Origin of the sequence: Vibrio rotiferianus, assembly GCF_002214395.1 — a bacterium.
Classification (GTDB): domain Bacteria; phylum Pseudomonadota; class Gammaproteobacteria; order Enterobacterales; family Vibrionaceae; genus Vibrio; species Vibrio rotiferianus.
The window spans coordinates 2093712-2115092 of record NZ_CP018312.1 but is presented as its reverse complement, the minus strand read 5'-3'; the positions used below and the strand labels follow the sequence as shown (position 1 = coordinate 2115092).

Here is a 21381-nt window from a genome sequence, read left to right as displayed (position 1 = left end):
AGCGGAAGAGAGAATTATATGAACTTGGAACGTTCCGAGCGTATCGAGATCCCGGTATTACCTCTACGTGACGTAGTGGTCTACCCACACATGGTTATCCCTTTGTTTGTTGGTCGTGAGAAATCAATTAGCTGTCTAGAAACAGCGATGGAAACGAACAAACAAGTGCTGCTTGTGGCGCAAAAGCAAGCAGACACTGATGAGCCATCCGTTGATGACCTTTTTGAGGTCGGTACAGTTGCGACGATTCTTCAACTTCTAAAATTGCCTGATGGCACAGTAAAAGTGCTAGTTGAAGGCCAACAGCGTGCCAAAATCAACCATTTTAAAGAAAGCGACTTCTTCTTGGCTGAAGCTGAGTTTATCGTGACTCCTGAATTGGATGAGCGTGAACAAGAAGTCATTGTTCGTAGTGCGATCAACCAGTTTGAGGGTTTCATCAAACTGAACAAGAAGATTCCGCCAGAAGTTCTTACTTCACTGAGTGGCATTGATGAAGCGGCGCGTTTAGCCGACACTATCGCTGCGCATATGCCACTTAAGCTGGTAGATAAACAGCAAGTTCTTGAAATTGTTGATATCACAGAACGTCTAGAGTTCTTGATGGGGCAAATGGAATCTGAAATCGATCTGCTTCAGGTCGAAAAGCGAATCCGTGGCCGTGTTAAGAAACAGATGGAGAAATCTCAGCGTGAGTACTACCTGAATGAGCAAATGAAAGCGATTCAGAAAGAACTTGGCGAGATGGAAGATGCGCCTGATGAGTTTGAAACACTGAAGCAAAAGATTGAAGAATCGAAAATGCCTCAGGACGCACGTGAGAAGACAGAACAAGAGCTGCAAAAGCTTAAGATGATGTCTCCAATGTCTGCAGAAGCGACAGTGGTACGTAGCTACATCGACTGGATGGTAAGCGTGCCTTGGAACAAACGTTCTAAAGTGAAGAAGAACCTAGCGAAAGCAGAAGAGATTCTAAACGAAGACCACTACGGTCTAGAGCGTGTGAAAGAACGTATTCTGGAGTACTTAGCGGTACAAAACCGAATCAACAAGCTGAAAGGTCCAATCCTTTGTCTTGTTGGTCCTCCTGGTGTTGGTAAAACATCGTTGGGTCGCTCAATCGCTGCAGCTACAGGCCGTAAGTACACACGTATGGCACTAGGTGGCGTGCGTGATGAAGCGGAAATCCGCGGTCACCGTCGTACTTACATTGGCTCATTGCCAGGTAAGCTCATTCAGAAGATGTCGAAAGTCGGTGTGAAAAACCCACTATTCCTTCTGGATGAAATCGACAAGATGTCTTCAGATATGCGTGGTGACCCGTCGTCGGCACTGCTAGAAGTTTTAGACCCAGAACAAAACAATGCGTTTAACGATCACTACCTAGAAGTGGATTACGATCTGTCTGACGTAATGTTCGTGGCAACATCGAACTCGATGGATATTCCGGGCCCACTACTAGACCGTATGGAAGTGATTCGCCTGTCTGGTTACACAGAAGACGAGAAGCTAAACATTGCCAAACGTCACCTTGTTGATAAACAAGTGAAGCGTAACGGTCTGAAGCCAAACGAAATTACTATCGAAGATTCAGCGATCATCGGCATTATTCGTTACTACACGCGTGAAGCGGGTGTACGTAGCTTAGAGCGCGAGATTTCTAAGATCTGCCGTAAAGCAGTGAAGAACATCCTGCTTGATACAAGCTTGAAGTCTGTGACGGTTACAATGGACAACCTAAAAGAATACCTAGGTGTTCAACGTCATGACTTTGGTAAGGCGGATGACAGCAACCGTATTGGTCAAGTAACTGGCCTAGCTTGGACACAAGTTGGCGGCGATCTACTGACTATCGAAACGGAAGCGATGCCTGGTAAAGGTAAGCTGACGCAAACTGGTTCTCTTGGCGACGTAATGAAAGAGTCGATCCAAGCGGCAATGACGGTTGTACGTTCACGTGCTGAAAAGCTGGGTATTAACTCAGACTTCTACGAAAAACGTGACATCCACGTGCACGTACCAGAAGGTGCGACACCAAAAGATGGCCCAAGTGCGGGTATCGCAATGTGTACTGCACTAGTTTCTAGCTTGACGGGTAACCCAGTAAAAGCAGAAGTGGGTATGACAGGTGAAATCACACTACGTGGTGAAGTTCTACCTATCGGCGGCCTAAAAGAGAAGTTACTTGCGGCACACCGTGGTGGCATCAAAACGGTACTGATTCCGAAAGACAATGAGCGTGATTTGGAAGAGATTCCAGAAAATGTTATCGCAGATCTGCAGGTTATCCCAGTACAGTGGATCGACGAAGTTCTGAAAGTTGCACTAGAGCGAGACCCTACAGGGGTTGAGTTTGAAGCTAAAAAATAGTGATGTGCAGCAAAAATAAGTAAAACTTTACGCTGATAGGCCCAAAAAGGCTTGTCAGCGTTTTTTTTTGGCACTAAGTTAAGTTCGACAGCTGTCAGCCCTTTAGGAATAAGGCCTGAAGCTACTTTATTTTTATATGGAACGAAAAGTCATCACAAAAATAATCACAGATGACACAAAGGGGAAATCACAGTGAATAAAACTCAATTAGTAGAAAAAATCGCAGAAAATGCAGACATCTCTAAAGCGTCAGCTGGCCGTGCTCTAGATGCATTCATCGAAGCTGTTGGTGGCACACTGCAATCAGGTGACCAAGTTGCTTTAGTTGGCTTCGGTACTTTTAGCGTTCGCACTCGTGCAGCTCGCACTGGCCGTAACCCTAAGACTGGTGAAGAGATCCAAATCGCAGAAGCGAAAGTTCCTTCATTCAAAGCTGGTAAAGCTCTAAAAGATGCTTGTAACTAATACTAGCGATCTTATCTCGGTTTCTGAGCCTTCGCGTTTTGCGTGATTTTTGTTCAAAATGCTTATTTTGAACAAAAATTTACAAAGTCTCTGCCGAACTTTTTGAAATTATGCGCATCCTACTGATGCGCATTTCTTTTTCTGATATTATCGCGTCATTACATTTTTCTATTGGAAGCGTTTAGCTTCAATTGTGGAGAGCAGTTAAATTATGATGGATCGATTACGCGAAGGCGTGAACAGCATCGCGATCAAAATTATCCTTGGATTGATCATCCTGTCTTTCGTATTCGCAGGGGTAGGGAGCTATCTAACAAGTGGTGGCAACAACGCGGCAGCTAAAGTAGGCAACACTGAAATCAGCCGTGGCGAGTTTGAAATGGCTTACCAAAACGAGCGTAACCGTATGCAAGCTCAATTTGGTGATTCTTTCGCTCAAATGCTAGCTGACCCTGCTTATGTTGAGTCTTTCCGCAAATCTGTTTTAGATCGTATGATCAATGACGTTTTACTGGATCAGCAAGCAGAATCACTAGGTCTTCGTATTAGCGATGCCCAAATCCGTACCATGATTCTTGAACTACCTCAGTTCCAATCAAATGGTAAGTTTGACCAAGATGTTTACCAAGCATCATTACGCCGCGCAGGTTACTCTCCAGATTCATTTGCTGAGTACATGCGTAGCCAACTTGTACGTGAACAGCTTCTAAACGCACTTCAACTGAGTGAGTTTACGCTACCGGGTGAAGTACAAGCTGAAGGCAAGCTATTCACACAAACACGTGATATTCGCACAATCACAATTAATCTTGATGACTTCGCTAAGCATGTAGAACTAACAGATGAAGAAATCCAAGATTACTACAAAGCAAACCCAGATAACTTTACTCGCCCAGAGCAAGTGAAAGTTGCTTACATCGAGCTATCTGCAGAAGAGCTGAAAAAGCAAATCCAAGTTTCTGACGCAGACGTTAAGCAATACTACGACGAGCACCTAGACAAGTACTCTTCAGAAGAGCAACGTCGCGTAGCACACATCCTTGTTGAAGGTGATGATGAAGCGAAAGCGCAAGCAATTCTTGATGAGCTAAACGGTGGTGCAGACTTCGCTAAGCTGGCAGAAGAAAAGTCTGACGACTTTGGTAGTGCTGAAAACGGCGGCGACCTAGGTTGGATTGAACGTGATGTTATGGATCCTGCATTTGAAGAAGCTGCATTTGCACTTAAGAATGTTGGCGACACAACGGGTTTAGTGAAATCTGATTTTGGCTACCACATCATCAAGCTTGAAGAGCTAAAAGATTCGGTTGCTAAACCATTTACTGAAGTCGCAGCTGAGATCAAGAAAGAAATGGTTGATCAAAAAGCAGTGGATCAGTTCTACGAGTTGCAAAGCGAACTTGAAAAAGTGGCATTTGAATACCCAGACTCGCTAGACGATGCTTCACAAGCTGTTGGTCAAACAGTGAAGACAACAGACTTCATCTCTCAAGTTGATGCGCCAGAAGTTCTTAAGAACCCAGCAGTAATGCAAGCGATTCTTAGCCCTGAAGTGAAAGAAGATGGCCTGAACTCTGAAGCAATCGAAGTAGCGCCTGAGCACATCATTGTTGTTCGAGTTGAAGATGCTCGTGATGAAACGGTTCTTCCTCTAGAGCAAGTAAAAGAGCAAGTTGTTACTGAACTTTCACGTGTTAAAGGTGAGCAACAAGCACTGACTCTAGGTGATAAAGTTGTTGAATCTCTACAAGCTGGCGATGACGCAATCCTAGCAGAAAACAAACTAGCGTTTGGTGAGCAGGAATCAATTGATCGCCGTTCTCCGTTAGCAAGCACAGTATTTGCGATGGCAAAACCTACTGAAGGTAAACCTGTGTTTGGTCAATCGAAGGACTTTGCTGGTAACATCGTTATCATTGAGCTAGATGCGGTAACTGCAGAGCTTGACGGTGAATTAGAACAGCAAGTTGCAATGCAAATGCTGCGTAGTTCAGCGCAACAAGATCTTGCTTCTGTCGTTTCTGTTCTTCGTGCTAACACGGATATCGAATACTTCGTTGTGAGCAACTAAACAAAACGAGTGTAATTCGCATGTTAAAAAAAACGGGTCGCAATAGCGGCCCGTTTTATTTTTGTCGCTCTTCACTTTTTTGATCTTTCTATATCCCATAGATTGCTTTTAAGCCAAAGATGAAAGAGGAGAAGGCAATGAAAATGAAGTGGATTCTATCAGTACTGTTATGCGTGCTTGCACCAGTTAGCCATGGAGTCGCAGCTGAGAGCAACAGTAAACATGAAGGTATTGAAATTACGGTTAATGTAAATACAGCTTCGGCAGAGGAGTTAGCGACGCTGCTGAAAGGTATCGGGTTAAAGAAAGCGAATGATATCGTTGAGTATCGCCAAGAGAACGGCCCATTTAAAACTGCGGCTGATTTGTCGAATGTTAAAGGTATAGGGTCAGCTACGGTTGAAAAGAATCTTCAGCGTATCTTGTTATAAACGTAGAAAATAATGTTCCTGCTATCCCGAGTCGCCTACTTTTATTGACTCGGGATTTTTTGTTTTTGGCTGACAGAAGATTGCCTAACCAAACACTCGTCGGTGCAGGCCTTTTTCAATCAATGCCATACTCAAACCGCCGATGGCGCCGAACAAGTGGGCATCAACCGCTACGCGAGCACCAATCATGGCTGCTGTACTCGCTGAAGGACCGTAAAACTGCTCCCAAGCGACTTTAGCAATCAAACCACCTACGAGCACTAAACTGCTTCTCCTGCCGTCGAAAACCTCAGCCAGAGCCCAGAAACCGAATAAGCCGTGCAGCACACCAGACAGCCCGACGTAAACCGACATATTGGTGAACAAGTTCATTGCACCAACGAAGGTACACAAAACCAGAAATACGATGGTGAAATTACGCACGGTAGGGCGGAAGATAAATCCGATCACCCATAAACCAGCCAGATTCATACCTAAGTGAGCAAAGTTGGTATGCGTGAGATTTCCTGTTACGATTCGCCACCATTCGCCGTGGCGTATATTGTAAGCGTGCCACTCGGTTAGGCTTGCCATTGGTTCGAATTGTAGTATTAAACAGATAACGCTGATGATGCTCAGCAATGTATAAAGGTTCACTCTATGTCTCGTTATTGTTCTCAGTGTGGAAAATCGCGCAAAGCTTGTATTTGCCAATGGATTGTACCGCTAGCAAACGAGGTTGAACTTATCATCCTTCAGCATATGAGTGAAGAACATCGTCCCCTTGGTACGGCAAGAATTCTCAATTTGAGCTTAAATCATTGTACTTGTCTGATCGGAGAAGACTTTTCTGATAATGATGCCTTAAATGCTTTACTAGAAGATGATGCTTACCAACACTTTATTCTTTACCCGTCTGAGCAGTCGTTGTGTCTTTCTACGCTATCTGCAGATGAAAGTGCTTCCGTTAAGAAAATACGTTTGATTTTGCTTGATGGTACCTGGAAGAAAGCCTACAAGATGTGGCAGCTATCGACTAACTTGCATGCTATACCAACGGTGAAGTTGCCAGAGAATCTGCAAGGTCATTATACGATTCGCAAAGCGCCATCTGAAAACAGCTTATCGACGGTTGAAGCGGGATACCATGCGCTGAGCTTGGTAGAACCAGACAAAGATTTTGAGCCATTGCTGACGGCGTTTGAGAAGATGATTGAATTTCAAATCGCCCAGATGCCTCCGGGCGTATTTGAAAAGAACTATTTGAAAGGCGAGTAGCTCTTCCTTGCGTTACAAAACGATAGAAGAGAACAATTGACGATGCAGCTTTTGCGCATGGCCATCCGTCATGGCCGAGATGTAGTCGGCAATCACGCGCATCTTGGCACTCTCATTACTTGCTGTTCGCCAAAGATCTTGAGTGTGTTTTGGCAATAAGCGCTCCGGATCAGCGCTCAGAGCTTCAAATAAATCCATGATGATTTGCTGGCCTTTATACTCAACAATTTGTACCTGATGTACTTGGATCACGTACTGGCTAACAAAGCTTTTAAGTACATCGAGTGCTTTAGCCATATGTGGCTCTAAACAAGCATTCCATGCGAGTAGCGAGTTATTAAATGGTACATCAACGACCTTGATTGAAATGCTGGTTAATAGCGCATTTACCATACCGCCAATCGCGTCTTTACGTTCATGGTGTTTACCACTAAACAGCATTTGTCCGATAGAACCTATGTGTGCTTCAAACCATGGGTCGCCACAATCTGCCAATTGACTGGCTGCACCTTCTTGCCATTGCTGACGAGTTACCATGCCAAGCACGATCGCATCTTCCAAGTCATGCACGCCATAAGCGATGTCGTCTGCGAGCTCCATAATCGAACAGTCGAGCGATTTGAATCGTGTTTTACAGTGCTCAAAATCCGATTCTGGGCGACAACGCATTTGGCTTAACAGCGCTTTGTCGCTGTCGGTTAATGGTGCAATGACCCAATCAAACAAGTCTTTATCACAATCGTAAATGCCTTTTGCCGGACTCCAATCTTTGGCTTTGAGTTTACGCTGATGCTCAACAGGTTCAGGTAAGCAAACTGCACGCGTGTGGCTGAGTAGAGCGGGGTATTTAATTAGCCCAAGCAATGCTCTTCGCGACAGGTTCATGCCGAAGTGCTCAGTATAGGGTTCTAGCTTGGTAACGATACGGAAGGTTTGGGCGTTGCCTTCAAATCCACCGTGCTCACGCATCATATAGTTCAGCGCCACTTCACCACCATGACCATAGGGTGGGTGACCAATATCGTGCGCTAAACAGAGAGAGTCGATCAAGCTGTCAGACGGCAGAAGGTCTCGAAACTCAGGTTGTTTCTTCTTAAGTTGAGCGACAATGCCCGTACCCAATTGTGCTGCTTCAAGAGAGTGAGTCAGGCGAGTACGGTGAAAGTCTTCTAAGCTGTTGCCATGCACTTGAGTTTTCGCCTGCAAGCGGCGGAATGCGGCGGAGTGTAAGATCCGCGCTCGGTCACGCTGGTAGGGGCTACGATGATCGTCACGGCGGATTTTGTGCTCATCATCATGGCGTTCTTGCCATAGGGCATCTAATTCAAACGACACTTTTCTCTCCATCAATTAGCTGATTTCATCCAGCGATAATTCAAAGCTTGGGGCAAAGGTATGTAAGAAGTATTCCATTTCAGGTGTCTTGCGCTCTTGTAGAGTAATGTCGAGGCGCTTCTTCGCTAAGGCAAATTCGTGATTGCCTGCACTCAACTCTTCAAGACATTTTAAGTAGGCACAAATGGAATCGGCTTGTTTTACAATTTTTGCATCTTCTGCGTGGGCTGAGTGAGAAAGTAGATAGGGTGCGAAATCATCTTGGAATTCTTCAGGTAACATCGACAGTAGTTTCTGCTCGGCAGCCGCTTCTATCTTTTTATATTCTTTGGCAATTTCCGGATTGTAGTATTTGACGGGTGTCGGCAAATCGCCAGTCAAAACCTCACTAGAGTCATGATACATGGCGAGAATAGCAATACGCTCAGGGTTAAGAGTACCGCCGAATTTTTTGTTTTTGATTAGGGCGAGTGCGTGGGCGACAAAAGCAACCTGCAAGCTGTGCTCCGAGACGTTCTCTGGTGATACGGAGCGCATCAAGGGCCAACGTTGGATCAGTTTCATTCGTGCGAGGTGGGCGAAAAAATGGCTTTCTATCATTGCTCTCTCCTGAACGCCAACTCGCTAACTATTCGGTCAGCGGTTTTGGCACTTAATACGAAAAAGGAGCTCACTGGGAGCTCCTCTAAGCATATGAGAGTTCAGCAGTAATTACTACTGGCTGTATGTCGTTAAGAATCGCTCAAAGCGTCCGATCGCGGTTTCGAGCTCTTCCACGTGTGGTAAGGTCACGATGCGGAAGTGGTCTGGTTTCGGCCAATTAAAGCCGGAACCTTGCACCAACAGTACTTTCTCTTGCTTCAAGAAATCTAACACCATCTGCTGGTCATTCTTAATGTTGTACATCTTGGTATCGATTTTCGGGAACAGATACATTGCACCTTTTGGCTTCACACAGGAAACACCAGGGATCTGGTTGATCAGCTCGTAAGCGCGGTTTCGTTGTTCAAGTAGGCGACCACCCGGTAGGATTAACTCGTTAATGCTTTGGTAGCCACCCAACGCAGTCTGAATCGCATGCTGCATTGGAACGTTGGCACATAAACGCATCGAAGACAGCAGTTCAAGACCATTGATGTAGCCTTGTGCTAAGTGCTTAGGGCCAGTTAAGAACATCCAGCCACCACGGAAACCACAAACACGGTACGCTTTTGATAGACCATTAAAGGTCATTACCAATACATCTTCGGTTAGCGTGGCAACGGAAGTGTGTGTGGCGCCGTCATAAAGCACTTTGTCGTAAATTTCATCTGCAAAAATGATCAACTTGTGCTGACGTGCAATCTCAATCACTTCCAACAAGAAGTCACGACTGTAAACCGCACCTGTTGGGTTGTTCGGGTTGATCAGAACAATGCCACGTGTTTTTGGTGTGATTTTCTTTTTGATGTCTTCTAGATCTGGGTACCAGTCTGCACCCTCGTCACATAGGTAGTGAACCGGTTTACCGCCAGACAATGCAACCGACGCTGTCCATAACGGGTAATCCGGCGCTGGGATGAGCATTTCATCGCCATTGTTCAAAAGCGCTTGCATCGCCATTACGATCAGTTCTGACACACCGTTACCAACGTAAACATCTTCAACATCAAGGGAGCGGATGCCTTTACGTTGATAGTGCTGCACCACGGCTTTACGCGCAGAGTAGATACCTTTGGAATCACAGTAGCCTTGAGAGGTCGGTAGATTGCGAATCACGTCTACCAGAATCTCATCCGGGGCGTCAAAACCAAAAGGGGCGGGGTTACCAATGTTTAGCTTTAGGATTTTATGCCCTTCTTCCTCCATGCGCTTAGCATGTTTGAGTACAGGACCCCTAATGTCGTAGCAGACATTGTCGAGTTTTGACGACATCCCGATATTTTGCATTGCTTAATTCCTAAAAAATCGTTAATTTCTTTATTAAAATACAATAATTTGATTTTTAATAGAATAAAAATCTGTAAATTATCCGTTTGCTGGCTATCTTTTGTCCGGTTGGTATCACAGGATTTTGCAAAAGATCGCATACGACCTTGATTTGCGTAAGGTCTAAACTTAGAGTAGCCGTCAGTTACCACTATCCTCACATGTTTCGAGGTTGATTTGTCACAGTTCCATCAAGCCGTAAAGAGAATTATCGAGCGAGTTCAGCAAACGGAAGGCAATCAAACACGTTTAGTCGAGCCACTCAGCGAGAAACCGAGTTTCGCGTTTATTGACTGGCTTGAAGCACAACCACTTTTTCCCAAGTTTTACTGGCAGTCCCGTGATACTCGTGAAGAAGTTGTTGCCCTAGGTCAACTCCATTCTTTTGTTGAGCCCGGCCCTGCCTATACGATCCTTAGCGAAGGCCAACGAGTATGGGGTGGTCGCTCATTTGATGGTCAGCACGAGAAGAATCGTCGCTGCATGCCGTCCTTCTTTTTCCTTCCGCAAATCGAGTTGATTCGTTTTGACGATCAATGGTCGCTTGCGGTAAACATCTCAGAAGATAAAACCCGTACATTAGCAGGCTTACAAAAGTTGGTTTGTGATGTGCCTACGCTTGCGCCGATTTCTGCTCATATCCGTTCTATTGATCATGCGCCAACTGAGCCTCAATGGAATGCATTGGTAGAAAAAGTGCTGACTGGCATCGATAACGATGACTTTAAGAAGGTGGTTTTGGCGCGTCGTTCGAAAGTGCATCTAGACTCCATGCTTTCTGCGGCACAGCTTCTGAAAGCGAGCTATTTAAATAATCACCACAGTTTTCACTTTCTACTGAGCTTGGACAGCAAACACAGTTTTATGGGGTCGACTCCCGAACGTTTGTATTCGCGTGTAGGTCATGAACTTCATACCGAAGCGTTGGCTGGCACCATTGGTCGTGGTGGCAATGCGACTCAGGATATGGAGCTCGCAAACTGGTTGTCGCAAGATACTAAGAACCTCAATGAAAACCAATATGTGGTTGATGACATCATTGACCGTTTAACTCCCCATTCGGAAGTGGTTGAAGTGGAGCAAGAGCCTCGTTTGGTTCGCCTGAGAAAAGTACAGCACTTGAAACGTAATATTTATGCAGAGCTCAAGGCCGGTATCAACGGCGTGCAATTGCTTTCTGCACTGCAACCGACAGCGGCTGTTGCTGGTTTGCCTCGTAAAGAATCAATGCAATTTATTCTAGACAATGAACCATTTGCGCGCGGTTGGTATGCTGGCTCGATGGGCTACATCAGTCACGAACGCGCGGAGTTTTGTGTCGCAATCCGAAGTGCGTTAGTTCTTGGGGACCAAGTTCAATTGTTTGCTGGCGCTGGTATTGTTCCGGGGTCTATTGCAGAACACGAATGGGCTGAGTTAGATAAAAAAATGTCGACGCTACTTTCTCTTATTTCAGACCACCCACCGCTTGGGGTTGCATCATGAGTGCAGATCAAGCTGTTTTAAATCGCATCTGGTCTGAAACCATCCTGACAGAATTGAACCGCTTTGGTGTGAACCACGTTTGTATCGCGCCGGGCTCTCGTTCAACACCATTAACGCTAGAAGCTGCAGATAACCCAAACTTTACCATTCACACCCATTTTGATGAGCGTGGATTGGGATTTATGGCGTTGGGGCTTGCAAAGGCAAGTAAAGATCCTGTGGCCGTTATCGTGACGTCTGGTACAGCGGTGGCGAACTTACTACCAGCTATTGCAGAAGCGAAGCTAACGGGTGAAAAACTGGTGGTGCTTACCGCCGATCGCCCGGTGGAGCTGGTGGGCTGTGGCGCTAACCAAGCCATCAACCAGCTTGGCATTTTTTCGCAGCACGTTTGTGACAGTTTGAACTTGCCGAGTCCTTCGCTAACAACACCACTCAATTGGTTACTAACGTCGGTTGATGAAGTGATGTTTACTCAGCGCTTAAAAGGCAGTGCGGTACACATTAACTGTGCGTTTCCAGAGCCTTTGTACTCCAATGGAGAAAAGGGCACGTATCAAAGCTATCTTGATGCCGTAGCATCTTGGCAGGAGAGCTCGGATACTTATTGTCGCCGTTTTATCTCACTGGCTAACGACGAACATCCGGCATGCTTTGACAAGAAAGGTTTGGTGATTATCGGCAGCTTACCTTTAGAGCAAGCACAAGCCGCCAAGCAGTTTGCTGAAAAGATGGGGTGGCCGGTTTTATCTGACCCACAAAGCGGCATTAGTTCTGATTGGGCATATTACGACTTATGGCTACAGCACTCGAAGTTTGCGAAACAAATAGAATGTTGTGATCTCATTGTTCAGTTTGGTAGCCGCATTATCTCTAAGCGCTTAAATCAGTGGGTAGAAAAACAGGCTTCGGCTTCTAAAGTTGCTTATTGGTTGATTTCGCCACGCTTGGAGCGTGACAACCAAAGCCATCTGCCACAATCTCATTGGGTCCTAGAGCCTTCCGATTGGGTTGCCCAATCGCCTTGTGGTGAGTCTCATCATGCGGGCTGGGCAGCGAAGTTGTCAGAAGATATTCAGCAAGTAAGCCAAAATTCGAAAGCGTTATTTGCTTCTGATCCTCAGAGTGAACTTAATGAGATCGCTTTAGCCATCGATGTGGCTGAACGTGCTCGAGGTGTCGACCTGTTTATGGGGAACAGTTTGTTTGTTCGCTTGGTTGATATGTTTGGCAAGGTGGATAACACAGAGGTCTTCACTAACCGCGGTGCATCTGGCATCGATGGTCTGTTTGCAACGGCGAGCGGTGTTCAGCGTAATCGCAATAATCCAATGCTGATGTACATTGGCGACACATCTGCGCTTTATGATACGAATTCGCTCGCTTTGTTCACGCATACGCAGCAGCCAACGGTAATTGTGATTACCAATAATGATGGTGGTGCTATCTTCGATATGCTGCCAGTACCTGTCTCACATCGAGAAAAGTTCTATCAAATGCCGCACGGTTATCAGTTTGAACATGCTGCGAAGCAATTCGGTTTGCAATACTGTAAGCCTGAAACACTGGCTGAATACCAATCTTTGGTTTCTGAACATTTTGCTTCAGGGCAAGGTACGTTAGTGTTGGAAGTACAAACGCCACCAAATCAAGCGACTGATCATTTAAGAGCCTTCAATAAGAATTTGCATGCTCTATTCTGAACATTTTCCCGCAACTGAAATACACCAAGGGAGCACTTTGCCGACTCTGGTGTTTTTGCATGGTTTGCTCGGCAGTGGCGAGGATTGGCAACAGTGCTTAAGTGCTTTACCTCAGTATGACCGAGTAACGATTGACTTACCCGGGCACGGGCGCAGCCAATCTATTTTTTGCAGCGATCTGAATGATTGCTGCAAATTACTCAATTCCGCACTATCTTTACTATTTCCTTCGCAACAACCGCTTATCCTGATTGGTTACTCAATGGGTGGACGCATTGCTATGCATGGCCTTGCTCACCAATGTTTTCCAGATCTCAATATTTGTGGAGGCATTGTTGAAGGAGGAAACTTCGGGCTTCAAAGTGAGTCAGATAAACAGGCACGGTTCGATAACGATTCGCGCTGGGCAAAGCGTTTCAAAACGGAGCCTCTTGCCTGTGTTTTGAACGATTGGTACCAACAGTTGGTCTTTTCTTCACTAAACCATGAGCAAAGACAAACATTGATTGCGAAACGAAGTGCTAATCTTGGTTCGGCCGTTGCAGACATGCTGCTTGCCACATCGTTAGCGAAGCAATCTTACTTGCTCCCGGCACTGCAACAGCAAGCGGTTCCACTGCATTATATCTGCGGCGAAAAAGACAATAAATTTTGCCAACTGGCTGAGACAAGCGGGTTGGCGTATCGACAAATCGAAGGTGCTGGACATAACGTTCACCAAGAGCAACCACAGCGATTTGCGAGGCAAGTTAATCAAATAATTCATTCTCACTTTGAGTGAGAGCAACGAGAACAATGGGAATCACCATGGCTAAAACAGTAGGCATTTCTGAAGAAGAACTTTACGCTCCGGTTCAATGGAAAGATTGCGGCGACAAATACGAGGACATTTACTACCACAAGTCTGAAGATGGTATCGCGAAAATCACCATTGCACGTCCTCAAGTGCGTAACGCGTTCCGTCCTCAAACGGTAAAAGAGATGATTGATGCGTTGGCAGATGCTCGCTACGACTCTGGTGTTGGCGTGATCATTCTGACCGGTCTAGGTGAAGACGCATTCTGTTCTGGCGGTGACCAGAAGATCCGTGGCGACTACGGCGGCTACAAAGACGACCAAGGTACGCATCACCTAAACGTATTGGATTTCCAACGCGATATTCGTACTTGTCCAAAACCAGTGATCGCATCGGTAGCAGGTTGGGCTGTGGGCGGTGGTCACGTACTGCACATGATGTGTGATCTAACGATTGCTGCTGACAACGCTCAATTTGGTCAAACAGGCCCTAAAGTGGGTTCATTTGATGGCGGTTGGGGCGCATCTTACATGGCTCGCATCGTAGGCCAAAAGAAAGCTCGCGAAATCTGGTTCCTATGTCGTTTCTACAATGCTCAAGAAGCGGTAGACATGGGCTTGGTTAACACGGTTGTACCACTAGCGGATCTAGAGAAAGAAACCGTTCGTTGGTGTCGTGAAGTACTGCAACACAGCCCAATGGCACTGCGTTGCTTGAAAGCTGCATTGAACGCGGACTGTGATGGTCAAGCGGGTCTGCAAGAACTTGCGGGTAACGCAACCATGATGTTCTACATGACGGATGAAGGCCAAGAAGGCCGTAACGCATTCAACGAGAAACGTCGCCCAGACTTCGACAAGTTCCCTCGTAACCCATAATCCGTATAAGAAGAGGAGCCATTGTGCTCCTCTGTTTCGTTTTTCGTCCTGAGCGTCTCGCCCTCTGGGAGACTGGCGGGTTCTCTCGTTAAAAAGCTCAGAATATACGGCATTACATAGGATTCGAATTATGCGTAAAGCGAAGATTTACCGTTACTGCCTGCCAATGGACAGTGGCGTAATACTGCGTGATAACAAGCTGACGGAACGTAAAGGTTATATCCTTGAATTAACGGACGGTGACAAGGTTGGTCGTGGTGAAGTTGCCCCTTTGGTTGGCTTTAGCCTAGAAGGCACTGAGGAAGCGGGTATTCAGCTGCAAGCGCAAGCAGAGCGCTGGGTGGCAAACTTGCCTTTAGATTACAACCATATGTACCCATCGGTTGCGTTTGGTTTGTCTATGGCTCAGTTGGAGCTTGAAGGCGGTTTACCTACGCAAGGTAAGTACCAAGTCGCGCCGCTGTGTAACGGCGACCCAGATGACTTAATCCCTAAGCTGAACGAAATGGAAGGCGAGAAAGTGGCGAAGGTCAAAGTAGGTCTCTACGAACCGATTCGCGACGGTATGCTGGTAAACTTGTTCCTTGAGTCGATTCCCCAGCTGACACTTCGTCTTGATGCTAACCGTGCTTGGACACCAGAAAAAGCGCAGCAGTTTGCTAAGTACATTGCACCGTCATTGCGCCAGCGTATTACCTTCTTGGAAGAGCCATGCCGCTCTCCGGGTGATAGCCTGTCTTTCGCTATCAATACGGGTATTGCAATCGCGTGGGATGAAACACTGCAAGATGCGGTTCGCCGTGAAGACTTCAGCTTAGAAGACCTTACCGGTGTGAAGACCATCATCATTAAGCCGACTTTGATTGGCTCGGTTGATTTCTGTATTAAGCTGATTGAAAAGGCGAAGGCGTTGGGTATCAAGGCGGTGATCAGTTCGAGCATTGAATCAAGCTTGGGTCTGAACCAGCTTGCTCGCTTAGCGCAATGGCAATTACCTAATGAGATCCCAGGTCTGGATACTATTGGTTTGTTCAAAGCGCAGCTAGAGCAAGGTTGGCCGAAGTGTGAGCTTCCAGTTCTTCCGCTATCTGAGCAGGAGTTAGTGTGGCATTCAGCATAGATACTATTGCGATTGCACCATGGAAATATTGGGCTCAAGTGAGCCCTTTTTCTATTGCGCTTGAGACAACAAAAGAACAAGTTAACTGGCAGCAATTGACTGCTCGTGTCGAGTTGTACGCTCGCTATCTTCAACAACAGGGTGTCGCGAGTGGAGATGTGGTGACGCTAGTCGGTAAGAACCAAGTTGAAACCCTGTGGTTTTATCTTGCTGCTCAGCAGATAGGTGCAATCACTGCGTTGACCATGCCGCAGCCATTTGATGCACTTTCAGGTAAGTTAACGACGCTATACAAGCCAACCCAACAACGTTTTGTGTGGTTTGCTGATGGTGTTGCCAGTGCCTACTCTGAACAGCAGTTATCGCAACTATGTATCATCCAACTTTCGACTCTGGATAGCGAATCGCAAAGTGACGTTGGCACTTCAAACGAAGGCTACGCACATGATGCTTTAGCGTCTATTGTGTTTACCTCTGGCTCAACAGGTACGCCTAAAGCCGTGGTGCATACTCATCGTCAACACTTGGCTTCTGCTCAAGGTCTGTTAAGCGAATTCCAATTCAACCATCAAGATACTTGGCTGCTTTCCTTGCCGCTTTACCACGTGTCTGGCTTGGCGATTGTCTATCGCTGGTTATTTGCTGGTGCAACACTCAAAGTGGGGGGCGGAAATCTTGCTGAAGACATTGTTGGTGTCTCTCACGCTTCTTTAGTCGCGACCCAGCTTAAGCGTTTACTGGATGATGAAGTCAAATTGTCTCTCACGCATGTCTTACTGGGCGGTAGTCATGTTGCTCATGAGTTGGCACTGCGAGCAACGCAGCAAGGCATTGAAACTTGGCTAGGCTATGGCATGACAGAAGCGGCTTCTACCGTAACTGCAAAGCAAATCGATAGCATTAGTAACGCGGGCCACCTATTACGAAATCGCGATATTAAGCTGGTGGAAGAACGTATTTATATCGGCGGACAAACCCTAGCTTCAGGCTATTTCAAGCAAGGGGCTGTGACTTCACTCTTGAATGAAGATGGTTGGTTCGACAGTAAGGATCTCGGAGAGTGGCAAGGCGACGAACTCAAGATCATTGGTCGAGCAGATAACCAATTTATCTCTGGCGGTGAGAATGTTCACTGTGAAGAAATTGAAGCAGCACTGAACCAAATCGAGGGTATTTCGCAAAGCATTGTTGTGCCGGTAGAGGATGTTGAGTTTGGACACCGACCAGTGGCTGTGATTCAAACAGAGTCGTTACTGGACAAAGCTCAATACGAACAACATCTGCAAACTAAGCTAGAAAAATTCAAATGGCCAGTGGCGTATTACGCAATGCCTCAACCCCTGTTGGGTGGGGGAATCAAAATCTCGCGCAAAGCGGTGAAAGACTGGTTGAAAAATGAAGTGCAAAACGGTGACTAAGCGTTATTGCACTTCAGGGGGATGTGGTGATGGTGAGTCACCACAATTCTTTAGTTAGCGAGCGCGAGTTTCATCTGCTCAGCTACCTTATCTACTTTTCCTAGACCGATGATCACTTGTAAACCGCCTTTACCAATCATGACTACACCAGCAGCACCCAATTGTTTGAGCTTAGCTTCGTCAGCTAGGGATGAATCTTTTACAGTCAAACGAAGTCGAGTAATGCAGTTGTCCACTTCTAGGATGTTGTCCGCACCGCCAATTGCTGCAATGTAATCTTTTGCAAGTTCGCCAATGTTCTCGGTCACTTCTTTTTCCATGTCTTCACCACGACCCGGTGTACGCAGGTTGAACTTGACGATCGCGAAGCGGAACACGCTGTAGTAAATCGCAAAGAAGACTAAACCTTGTGGGATCAGCATGTACCATTTGGTTGCCAGTGGGTTTTGGCTTGATAGTACGAAGTCAACAAAACCTGCTGAGAAACCAAAGCCCGCCATCCACTGCATGCTTGCTGCAATGTACATTGAGATACCAGTCAGAACCGCATGAATTAGGTACAGCACTGGCGCTAGGAACATAAAGCTGAACTCTAGAGGCTCTGTAATACCAGTAAAGAAGGACGCCATTGCTGCAGCTAGCATGATAGAGAACACTTTGGTTTTGTTTTGCTTATCAGCACAGTGATAAATCGCAAGAGCTGCGCCTGGCAGACCAAACATCATGATTGGGAAGAAGCCTGCTTGGTACATACCCGTTTGGCCAACTACAGCTGTCCCGTTAGCAATAGACTGTGCGCCGCCTAAGAAGTTTGGAATGTCGTTGATACCAACCACATCAAACCAGAAGACGGGATAAAGCGCGTGGTGCATGCCGATTGTTAGCATTAGACGGTTAAAGAAGCCAAATAAACCCGCGCCAACTGCCCCCATGGATTCAAGTTTGGTTCCGAAAATAATTAATGCATCGTAAATCACAGGCCATACGTAAAGCAGAACAAAAGCCAACGCCATACCTGCGATAGAGGTGAGAATAGGTACTAGGCGTTTGCCACTAAAGAACGCCAGCGCTTTTGGTAGCTCTACGCCTGAATAACGGTTGTAGATTTCAGCGGAGATAATACCCACCAAGATACCGATGAACTGGTTGTTGATTTTGTTGAAGGCATCCGGCACTTCATCTGCAGCGACATCCATTAGCTGTGTGACGGCACCCGGCGCCAGTAGCGTAGTCAGTACCATAAAGCAGATGAAGCCAGACAGTGCTGCTGAGCCGTTTTTGTCTTTACTTAATCCAAATGCAACGCCGACGGCGAACAGTACCGCCATGTTATCGATGATGGCTCCGCCTGATTTAATGAGGAATGCCGCCAAAACACTCTCAGAACCCCAGCCGACTGGATCTATCCAGTAGCCAATCCCCATTAAGATTGCCGCAGCGGGTAAGGTCGCTACCGGAACCATTAATGCCTTACCGACTTTTTGCATGTAGCCAAGTATATTCATATTTGCCCCTATAATTTTAATGCCACCTAAAACATGATCTATGTTTGAAAGTGACGTTTTTATTAAGTTTCTAAGGGCTATTTGAAACTTAATTATCGACGCAAACAAACGAATTCACTACTATCATGAATTAATATTTTTAATGCATAGTCGATCATGGCAAACCAACAGTTACTGCTTCGAAACCTTCATACCTTTAGCATCGCAGCGAAGCATCTCAGCTTTACGCAGGCAGCAAAAGAGCTGCACTTAACTCAAGGAGCCGTAAGCCATCGCATCAAAGTGTTAGAACAGGAGCTTGGTTTCTCTCTGTTTGTTCGAGGCACCCGCAAACTCGAACTGACATCAGAAGGGCATCGATTTCAAAAAACGTTATCTACGTCACTCAGTACCATTTTTAATGAGATTGAAGAGATTAAGTCGACGGACTTGGTGGGTGAGCTCAACATTGCTGCGTCACCTGGGTTCTTAAATGGGTGGTTGATGCCTCGTATCGCGGATTTTCAGCGCCATTTTCCGGGTTTTAACCTCAACCTTTTCGCCCAAGAAAACCAACTCGATTTGGTTACCAATCAGATTGATGTGGCGATCTTCTACGATACTGATCATATGGTTGATGTGTATCGTCAGCGGTTATTTGGCGAAAAATACATTCCGGTCTGTACACCTCAGTACATGAAAGAGCTGAATATCTTAGAAGACGGCACTGAGTCTCTCAATCGCATCAACTTTATTCACGCACTTGGTTCTGATGTTTGGCAGCGCTGGGTTGCTTATATGGGACTGGACGTAGATGTTTTTCAGCATTTTTACTGTGTGAGCCATCGTGATATGGCAGTGCTAGCGGCAAGGAATAACGTTGGTGTTGCGATGGGTCGATATCGATTCGTCAAAGATCTCTTAGACAAAGGTGAGCTAGTTAGTCCTTACCCAGTGATGGATACCCAGTTGGGGTACGATTTGATTTGTCCGTCAGGCTACGAACACCGACCTAAAGTGAAAACTTTTATCTCTTGGATAGAAAGTCATATACCCAAGTAACCTCAAGATGCTTGGTTCAGCGAGAATGACTTGGTTTGAAGGCGAGGCAACAATTTGAAGATCTAGTGGTTCTAAATCAAAAGTTGTTAACGAAGCATACGAACCAAGGCAACTCGCCCTTTGGGAGCGTGTCACTGAAACAATTTCATCGTCAAACAACTTGGAAAGAGCTTGCTATTACGCTTCGTTGTTTTCCTTGAACTTGAATCAGTGACAGCGCTCTGAATCCAGCACCTTGAAGTCACTTGGGTATAGTTGATTTCGCAATGAATTAGTCGAAAAGGGAATTTCGTATCCTTATAACTCTGAATCATAATCATGCTCAAAGATTAAGGAATAAAGCATAAGGTTCAGGATGATCAAATTAGCGTTAGCGGTAGCGGTGTTATTGCAAATCGGCGTTGCTGTCAGCACTGAGGGCTTAACGCGCTCGTTGGCTGAGTTAACCGCTTTTCTGGTTGCGATTGCTTTAGTGTTGGTACACAAAAGTCAAAGCGCCCAAAAAGAAGAGCCAACTCAGCCAGATAAAATCAATCAAGGTTTAGCTGAAAAGTAGCCAGCCAAGCGAGGTTGTTGAAATCAGAACCCATAGCGTTACACCAAACATCAGCGGTTTTGCGCCTGCTGACTTCAGTTTCGATACTGAAATACTGCTACCAATCAAGAACAGACACACCACAAGGGCTTGCTTAGCAATAGCAAAAATGCCTTGGTACACCACTTCAAATTGTGGGAAGAAGTCGCTGAATGTAATTGCAGCGCAGTACCAGAAAATGAAGTAAGGAATGACTAACTTACTTTTGCCTTCCTCTCCGTTTTCACGAGAAAAGATCACGGCACTGATGAGTGCGACAGGAATGATCCACAGCGCACGAGCAAGCTTTAATGTTGTTGCCGTGGTTAGCGCTTCTTCACCGTATGCAGATGCTGCGCCCACAACGGAAGACGTATCGTGAATCGCAATCGCAGCCCACGTTCCGAACGTATGCTGATCCAAGCCAACAGCGTGACCAATCACAGGGAAGATAAACAGCGCCAGCGAGTTGAGCACAAAAACCGTCGCTAGAGCTAAGCCAATTTGTTCATCTTTTGCTTTGATCGCAGGCGCGACAGCGGCAATCGCGCTACCACCACAAATCGCAGTACCAGAAGCGATTAGGTAGGCTGTGGTGCGCTCTAGCTTAATGGCCTTCGCGATCATCATGCCGATCACCAGTGTTCCGAGAATGGTTGCAATGATCAGACCAATGCCATCAGAGGTGACGGCGAGAGCCTGCTCAAAGTGAATGCCGAAGCCTAAGCCAATGATCGAATAGGAAAGCAGCTTCTTAGTAAAAGAGGCAATAGGAAGTTCGGTCGGTACTAGGCTGAAGCTCGCCAATAGAAAACCGATCACAAGCGCGATAGGAGAGGACACAAAAGGGGTCAAACAAAACAGCAGTGCCAATCCAAAGGGGATATTCTTTGTATTCAAGGGTGTCGTTCGTGGTTGTGAGTTAAAGCGTGGAGTATACAGTAACGCTTTGGGTCAGAAAGTT

General features: G+C 46.2%; 19 protein-coding genes. 13 read left to right on the top strand and 6 right to left on the bottom strand.

Annotation, left to right across the window (positions count from 1 at the left end):
* Positions 1 to 18: 18 nt before the first annotated feature.
* The 4 genes from lon (at position 19) to BSZ04_RS18850 (ending at position 5337) form a co-directional block, all read left to right on the top strand.
* Positions 19 to 2370 (top strand): endopeptidase La, encoded by a 2352-nt coding sequence (lon, locus tag BSZ04_RS18865; RefSeq protein ID WP_010447004.1) that lies wholly within the window; start codon positions 19 to 21, stop codon positions 2368 to 2370.
* Between the two features lie 192 nt (positions 2371 to 2562).
* A complete protein-coding gene (locus BSZ04_RS18860; protein ID WP_010447007.1) occupies positions 2563 to 2835 on the top strand; it encodes an HU family DNA-binding protein in 273 nt (90 codons plus the stop codon).
* Between the two features lie 211 nt (positions 2836 to 3046).
* Complete coding sequence (gene ppiD / locus BSZ04_RS18855; RefSeq protein WP_045392827.1) at positions 3047 to 4906, top strand: peptidylprolyl isomerase; 1860 nt, start codon at positions 3047 to 3049, stop codon at positions 4904 to 4906.
* Positions 4907 to 5049: 143 nt separating this feature from the next.
* On the top strand, positions 5050 to 5337 hold the full coding sequence (locus BSZ04_RS18850) for a ComEA family DNA-binding protein (RefSeq protein ID WP_029560945.1): 288 nt from the start codon (positions 5050 to 5052) through the stop codon (positions 5335 to 5337).
* Positions 5338 to 5421: 84 nt separating this feature from the next.
* Here BSZ04_RS18850 and rrtA read toward each other — a convergent pair whose 3' ends face one another.
* Positions 5422 to 5973 carry a rhombosortase gene (gene rrtA / locus BSZ04_RS18845; RefSeq protein ID WP_162531074.1) on the bottom strand — a complete coding sequence of 184 codons (552 nt, stop codon included), beginning with the start codon at positions 5971 to 5973 and terminating at the stop codon, positions 5422 to 5424.
* Between the two features lie 3 nt (positions 5974 to 5976).
* On the opposite strand from rrtA, the gene BSZ04_RS18840 reads away from it, so the two are divergent.
* Entirely contained in the window at positions 5977 to 6594 is a 618-nt protein-coding gene (locus BSZ04_RS18840; protein WP_010447014.1) for a tRNA-uridine aminocarboxypropyltransferase, read from the top strand.
* A 12-nt stretch (positions 6595 to 6606) separates the two neighbouring features.
* Here BSZ04_RS18840 and BSZ04_RS18835 read toward each other — a convergent pair whose 3' ends face one another.
* The 3 genes from BSZ04_RS18835 to BSZ04_RS18825 form a co-directional block, all read right to left on the bottom strand.
* Positions 6607 to 7941, bottom strand: coding sequence for an anti-phage deoxyguanosine triphosphatase (locus BSZ04_RS18835; RefSeq protein ID WP_050569018.1), 1335 nt, complete (start codon positions 7939 to 7941; stop codon positions 6607 to 6609).
* 3 nt (positions 7942 to 7944) lie between these two features.
* On the bottom strand, positions 7945 to 8529 hold the full coding sequence (gene yfbR, locus BSZ04_RS18830; RefSeq protein WP_010447019.1) for a 5'-deoxynucleotidase: 585 nt from the start codon (positions 8527 to 8529) through the stop codon (positions 7945 to 7947).
* A gap of 114 nt (positions 8530 to 8643) precedes the next feature.
* Positions 8644 to 9858 (bottom strand): pyridoxal phosphate-dependent aminotransferase, encoded by a 1215-nt coding sequence (locus BSZ04_RS18825; RefSeq protein WP_010447021.1) that lies wholly within the window; start codon positions 9856 to 9858, stop codon positions 8644 to 8646.
* 216 nt (positions 9859 to 10074) lie between these two features.
* On the opposite strand from BSZ04_RS18825, the gene BSZ04_RS18820 reads away from it, so the two are divergent.
* The 6 genes from BSZ04_RS18820 to menE all read left to right on the top strand — a co-directional run bounded on the left by BSZ04_RS18820 (position 10075) and on the right by menE (position 17297).
* Positions 10075 to 11382, top strand: coding sequence for an isochorismate synthase (locus tag BSZ04_RS18820; RefSeq protein WP_088881124.1), 1308 nt, complete (start codon positions 10075 to 10077; stop codon positions 11380 to 11382).
* On the top strand, positions 11379 to 13085 hold the full coding sequence (menD, locus tag BSZ04_RS18815; protein WP_088881123.1) for a 2-succinyl-5-enolpyruvyl-6-hydroxy-3-cyclohexene-1-carboxylic-acid synthase: 1707 nt from the start codon (positions 11379 to 11381) through the stop codon (positions 13083 to 13085). The genes BSZ04_RS18820 and menD overlap by 4 nt, the downstream gene beginning before the upstream one ends.
* Positions 13072 to 13866, top strand: a complete 795-nt coding sequence (gene menH / locus BSZ04_RS18810) for a 2-succinyl-6-hydroxy-2,4-cyclohexadiene-1-carboxylate synthase (RefSeq protein WP_010447026.1) — start codon at positions 13072 to 13074, stop codon at positions 13864 to 13866. Before menD ends, menH begins: the two co-directional genes overlap by 14 nt.
* A gap of 26 nt (positions 13867 to 13892) precedes the next feature.
* A complete protein-coding gene (menB, locus tag BSZ04_RS18805; protein ID WP_010447029.1) occupies positions 13893 to 14759 on the top strand; it encodes a 1,4-dihydroxy-2-naphthoyl-CoA synthase in 867 nt (288 codons plus the stop codon).
* A gap of 130 nt (positions 14760 to 14889) precedes the next feature.
* The gene (menC, locus tag BSZ04_RS18800; RefSeq protein ID WP_038887942.1) at positions 14890 to 15879 is read left to right on the top strand and encodes an o-succinylbenzoate synthase; all 990 of its coding nucleotides are present in this window, start codon (positions 14890 to 14892) and stop codon (positions 15877 to 15879) included.
* Positions 15864 to 17297, top strand: coding sequence for an o-succinylbenzoate--CoA ligase (menE, locus tag BSZ04_RS18795; RefSeq protein ID WP_088881122.1), 1434 nt, complete (start codon positions 15864 to 15866; stop codon positions 17295 to 17297). The genes menC and menE overlap by 16 nt, the downstream gene beginning before the upstream one ends.
* Positions 17298 to 17347: 50 nt before the next feature.
* Here the strand turns inward: menE and nagE are convergent, their stop codons facing one another.
* Positions 17348 to 18802 carry an N-acetylglucosamine-specific PTS transporter subunit IIBC gene (gene nagE, locus BSZ04_RS18790; RefSeq protein ID WP_088881121.1) on the bottom strand — a complete coding sequence of 485 codons (1455 nt, stop codon included), beginning with the start codon at positions 18800 to 18802 and terminating at the stop codon, positions 17348 to 17350.
* A gap of 156 nt (positions 18803 to 18958) precedes the next feature.
* Here nagE and BSZ04_RS18785 point away from each other — a divergent pair, with 156 nt between their 5' ends.
* Positions 18959 to 19843: a LysR substrate-binding domain-containing protein gene (locus tag BSZ04_RS18785; RefSeq protein ID WP_088881120.1), complete on the top strand. Its 885-nt coding sequence runs from the start codon at positions 18959 to 18961 to the stop codon at positions 19841 to 19843.
* 355 nt (positions 19844 to 20198) lie between these two features.
* On the top strand, positions 20199 to 20399 hold the full coding sequence (locus BSZ04_RS18770) for a hypothetical protein (protein ID WP_088881119.1): 201 nt from the start codon (positions 20199 to 20201) through the stop codon (positions 20397 to 20399).
* On the opposite strand, the gene BSZ04_RS18765 is transcribed toward BSZ04_RS18770, so the two are convergent.
* Positions 20385 to 21290, bottom strand: coding sequence for a YeiH family protein (locus tag BSZ04_RS18765; protein ID WP_162531094.1), 906 nt, complete (start codon positions 21288 to 21290; stop codon positions 20385 to 20387). The genes BSZ04_RS18770 and BSZ04_RS18765 overlap by 15 nt on opposite strands.
* Between the last annotated feature and the right edge of the window lie 91 nt (positions 21291 to 21381).

What these genes read in the sequence shown, in the direction of transcription:
- nagE (WP_088881121.1), bottom strand. Translation starts at nt 18,802, where the DNA reads ATGAATATACTTGGCTACATGCAAAAAGTCGGTAAGGCATTAATGGTT.
- menH (WP_010447026.1), top strand. Translation starts at nt 13,072, where the DNA reads ATGCTCTATTCTGAACATTTTCCCGCAACTGAAATACACCAAGGGAGC.
- BSZ04_RS18785 (WP_088881120.1), top strand. Translation starts at nt 18,959, where the DNA reads ATGGCAAACCAACAGTTACTGCTTCGAAACCTTCATACCTTTAGCATC.
- menC (WP_038887942.1), top strand. Translation starts at nt 14,890, where the DNA reads ATGCGTAAAGCGAAGATTTACCGTTACTGCCTGCCAATGGACAGTGGC.
- ppiD (WP_045392827.1), top strand. Translation starts at nt 3,047, where the DNA reads ATGATGGATCGATTACGCGAAGGCGTGAACAGCATCGCGATCAAAATT.
- BSZ04_RS18770 (WP_088881119.1), top strand. Translation starts at nt 20,199, where the DNA reads ATGATCAAATTAGCGTTAGCGGTAGCGGTGTTATTGCAAATCGGCGTT.
- menB (WP_010447029.1), top strand. Translation starts at nt 13,893, where the DNA reads ATGGCTAAAACAGTAGGCATTTCTGAAGAAGAACTTTACGCTCCGGTT.
- BSZ04_RS18835 (WP_050569018.1), bottom strand. Translation starts at nt 7,941, where the DNA reads ATGGAGAGAAAAGTGTCGTTTGAATTAGATGCCCTATGGCAAGAACGC.
- yfbR (WP_010447019.1), bottom strand. Translation starts at nt 8,529, where the DNA reads ATGATAGAAAGCCATTTTTTCGCCCACCTCGCACGAATGAAACTGATC.
- menD (WP_088881123.1), top strand. Translation starts at nt 11,379, where the DNA reads ATGAGTGCAGATCAAGCTGTTTTAAATCGCATCTGGTCTGAAACCATC.
- BSZ04_RS18840 (WP_010447014.1), top strand. Translation starts at nt 5,977, where the DNA reads ATGTCTCGTTATTGTTCTCAGTGTGGAAAATCGCGCAAAGCTTGTATT.
- BSZ04_RS18850 (WP_029560945.1), top strand. Translation starts at nt 5,050, where the DNA reads ATGAAGTGGATTCTATCAGTACTGTTATGCGTGCTTGCACCAGTTAGC.
- lon (WP_010447004.1), top strand. Translation starts at nt 19, where the DNA reads ATGAACTTGGAACGTTCCGAGCGTATCGAGATCCCGGTATTACCTCTA.
- BSZ04_RS18825 (WP_010447021.1), bottom strand. Translation starts at nt 9,858, where the DNA reads ATGCAAAATATCGGGATGTCGTCAAAACTCGACAATGTCTGCTACGAC.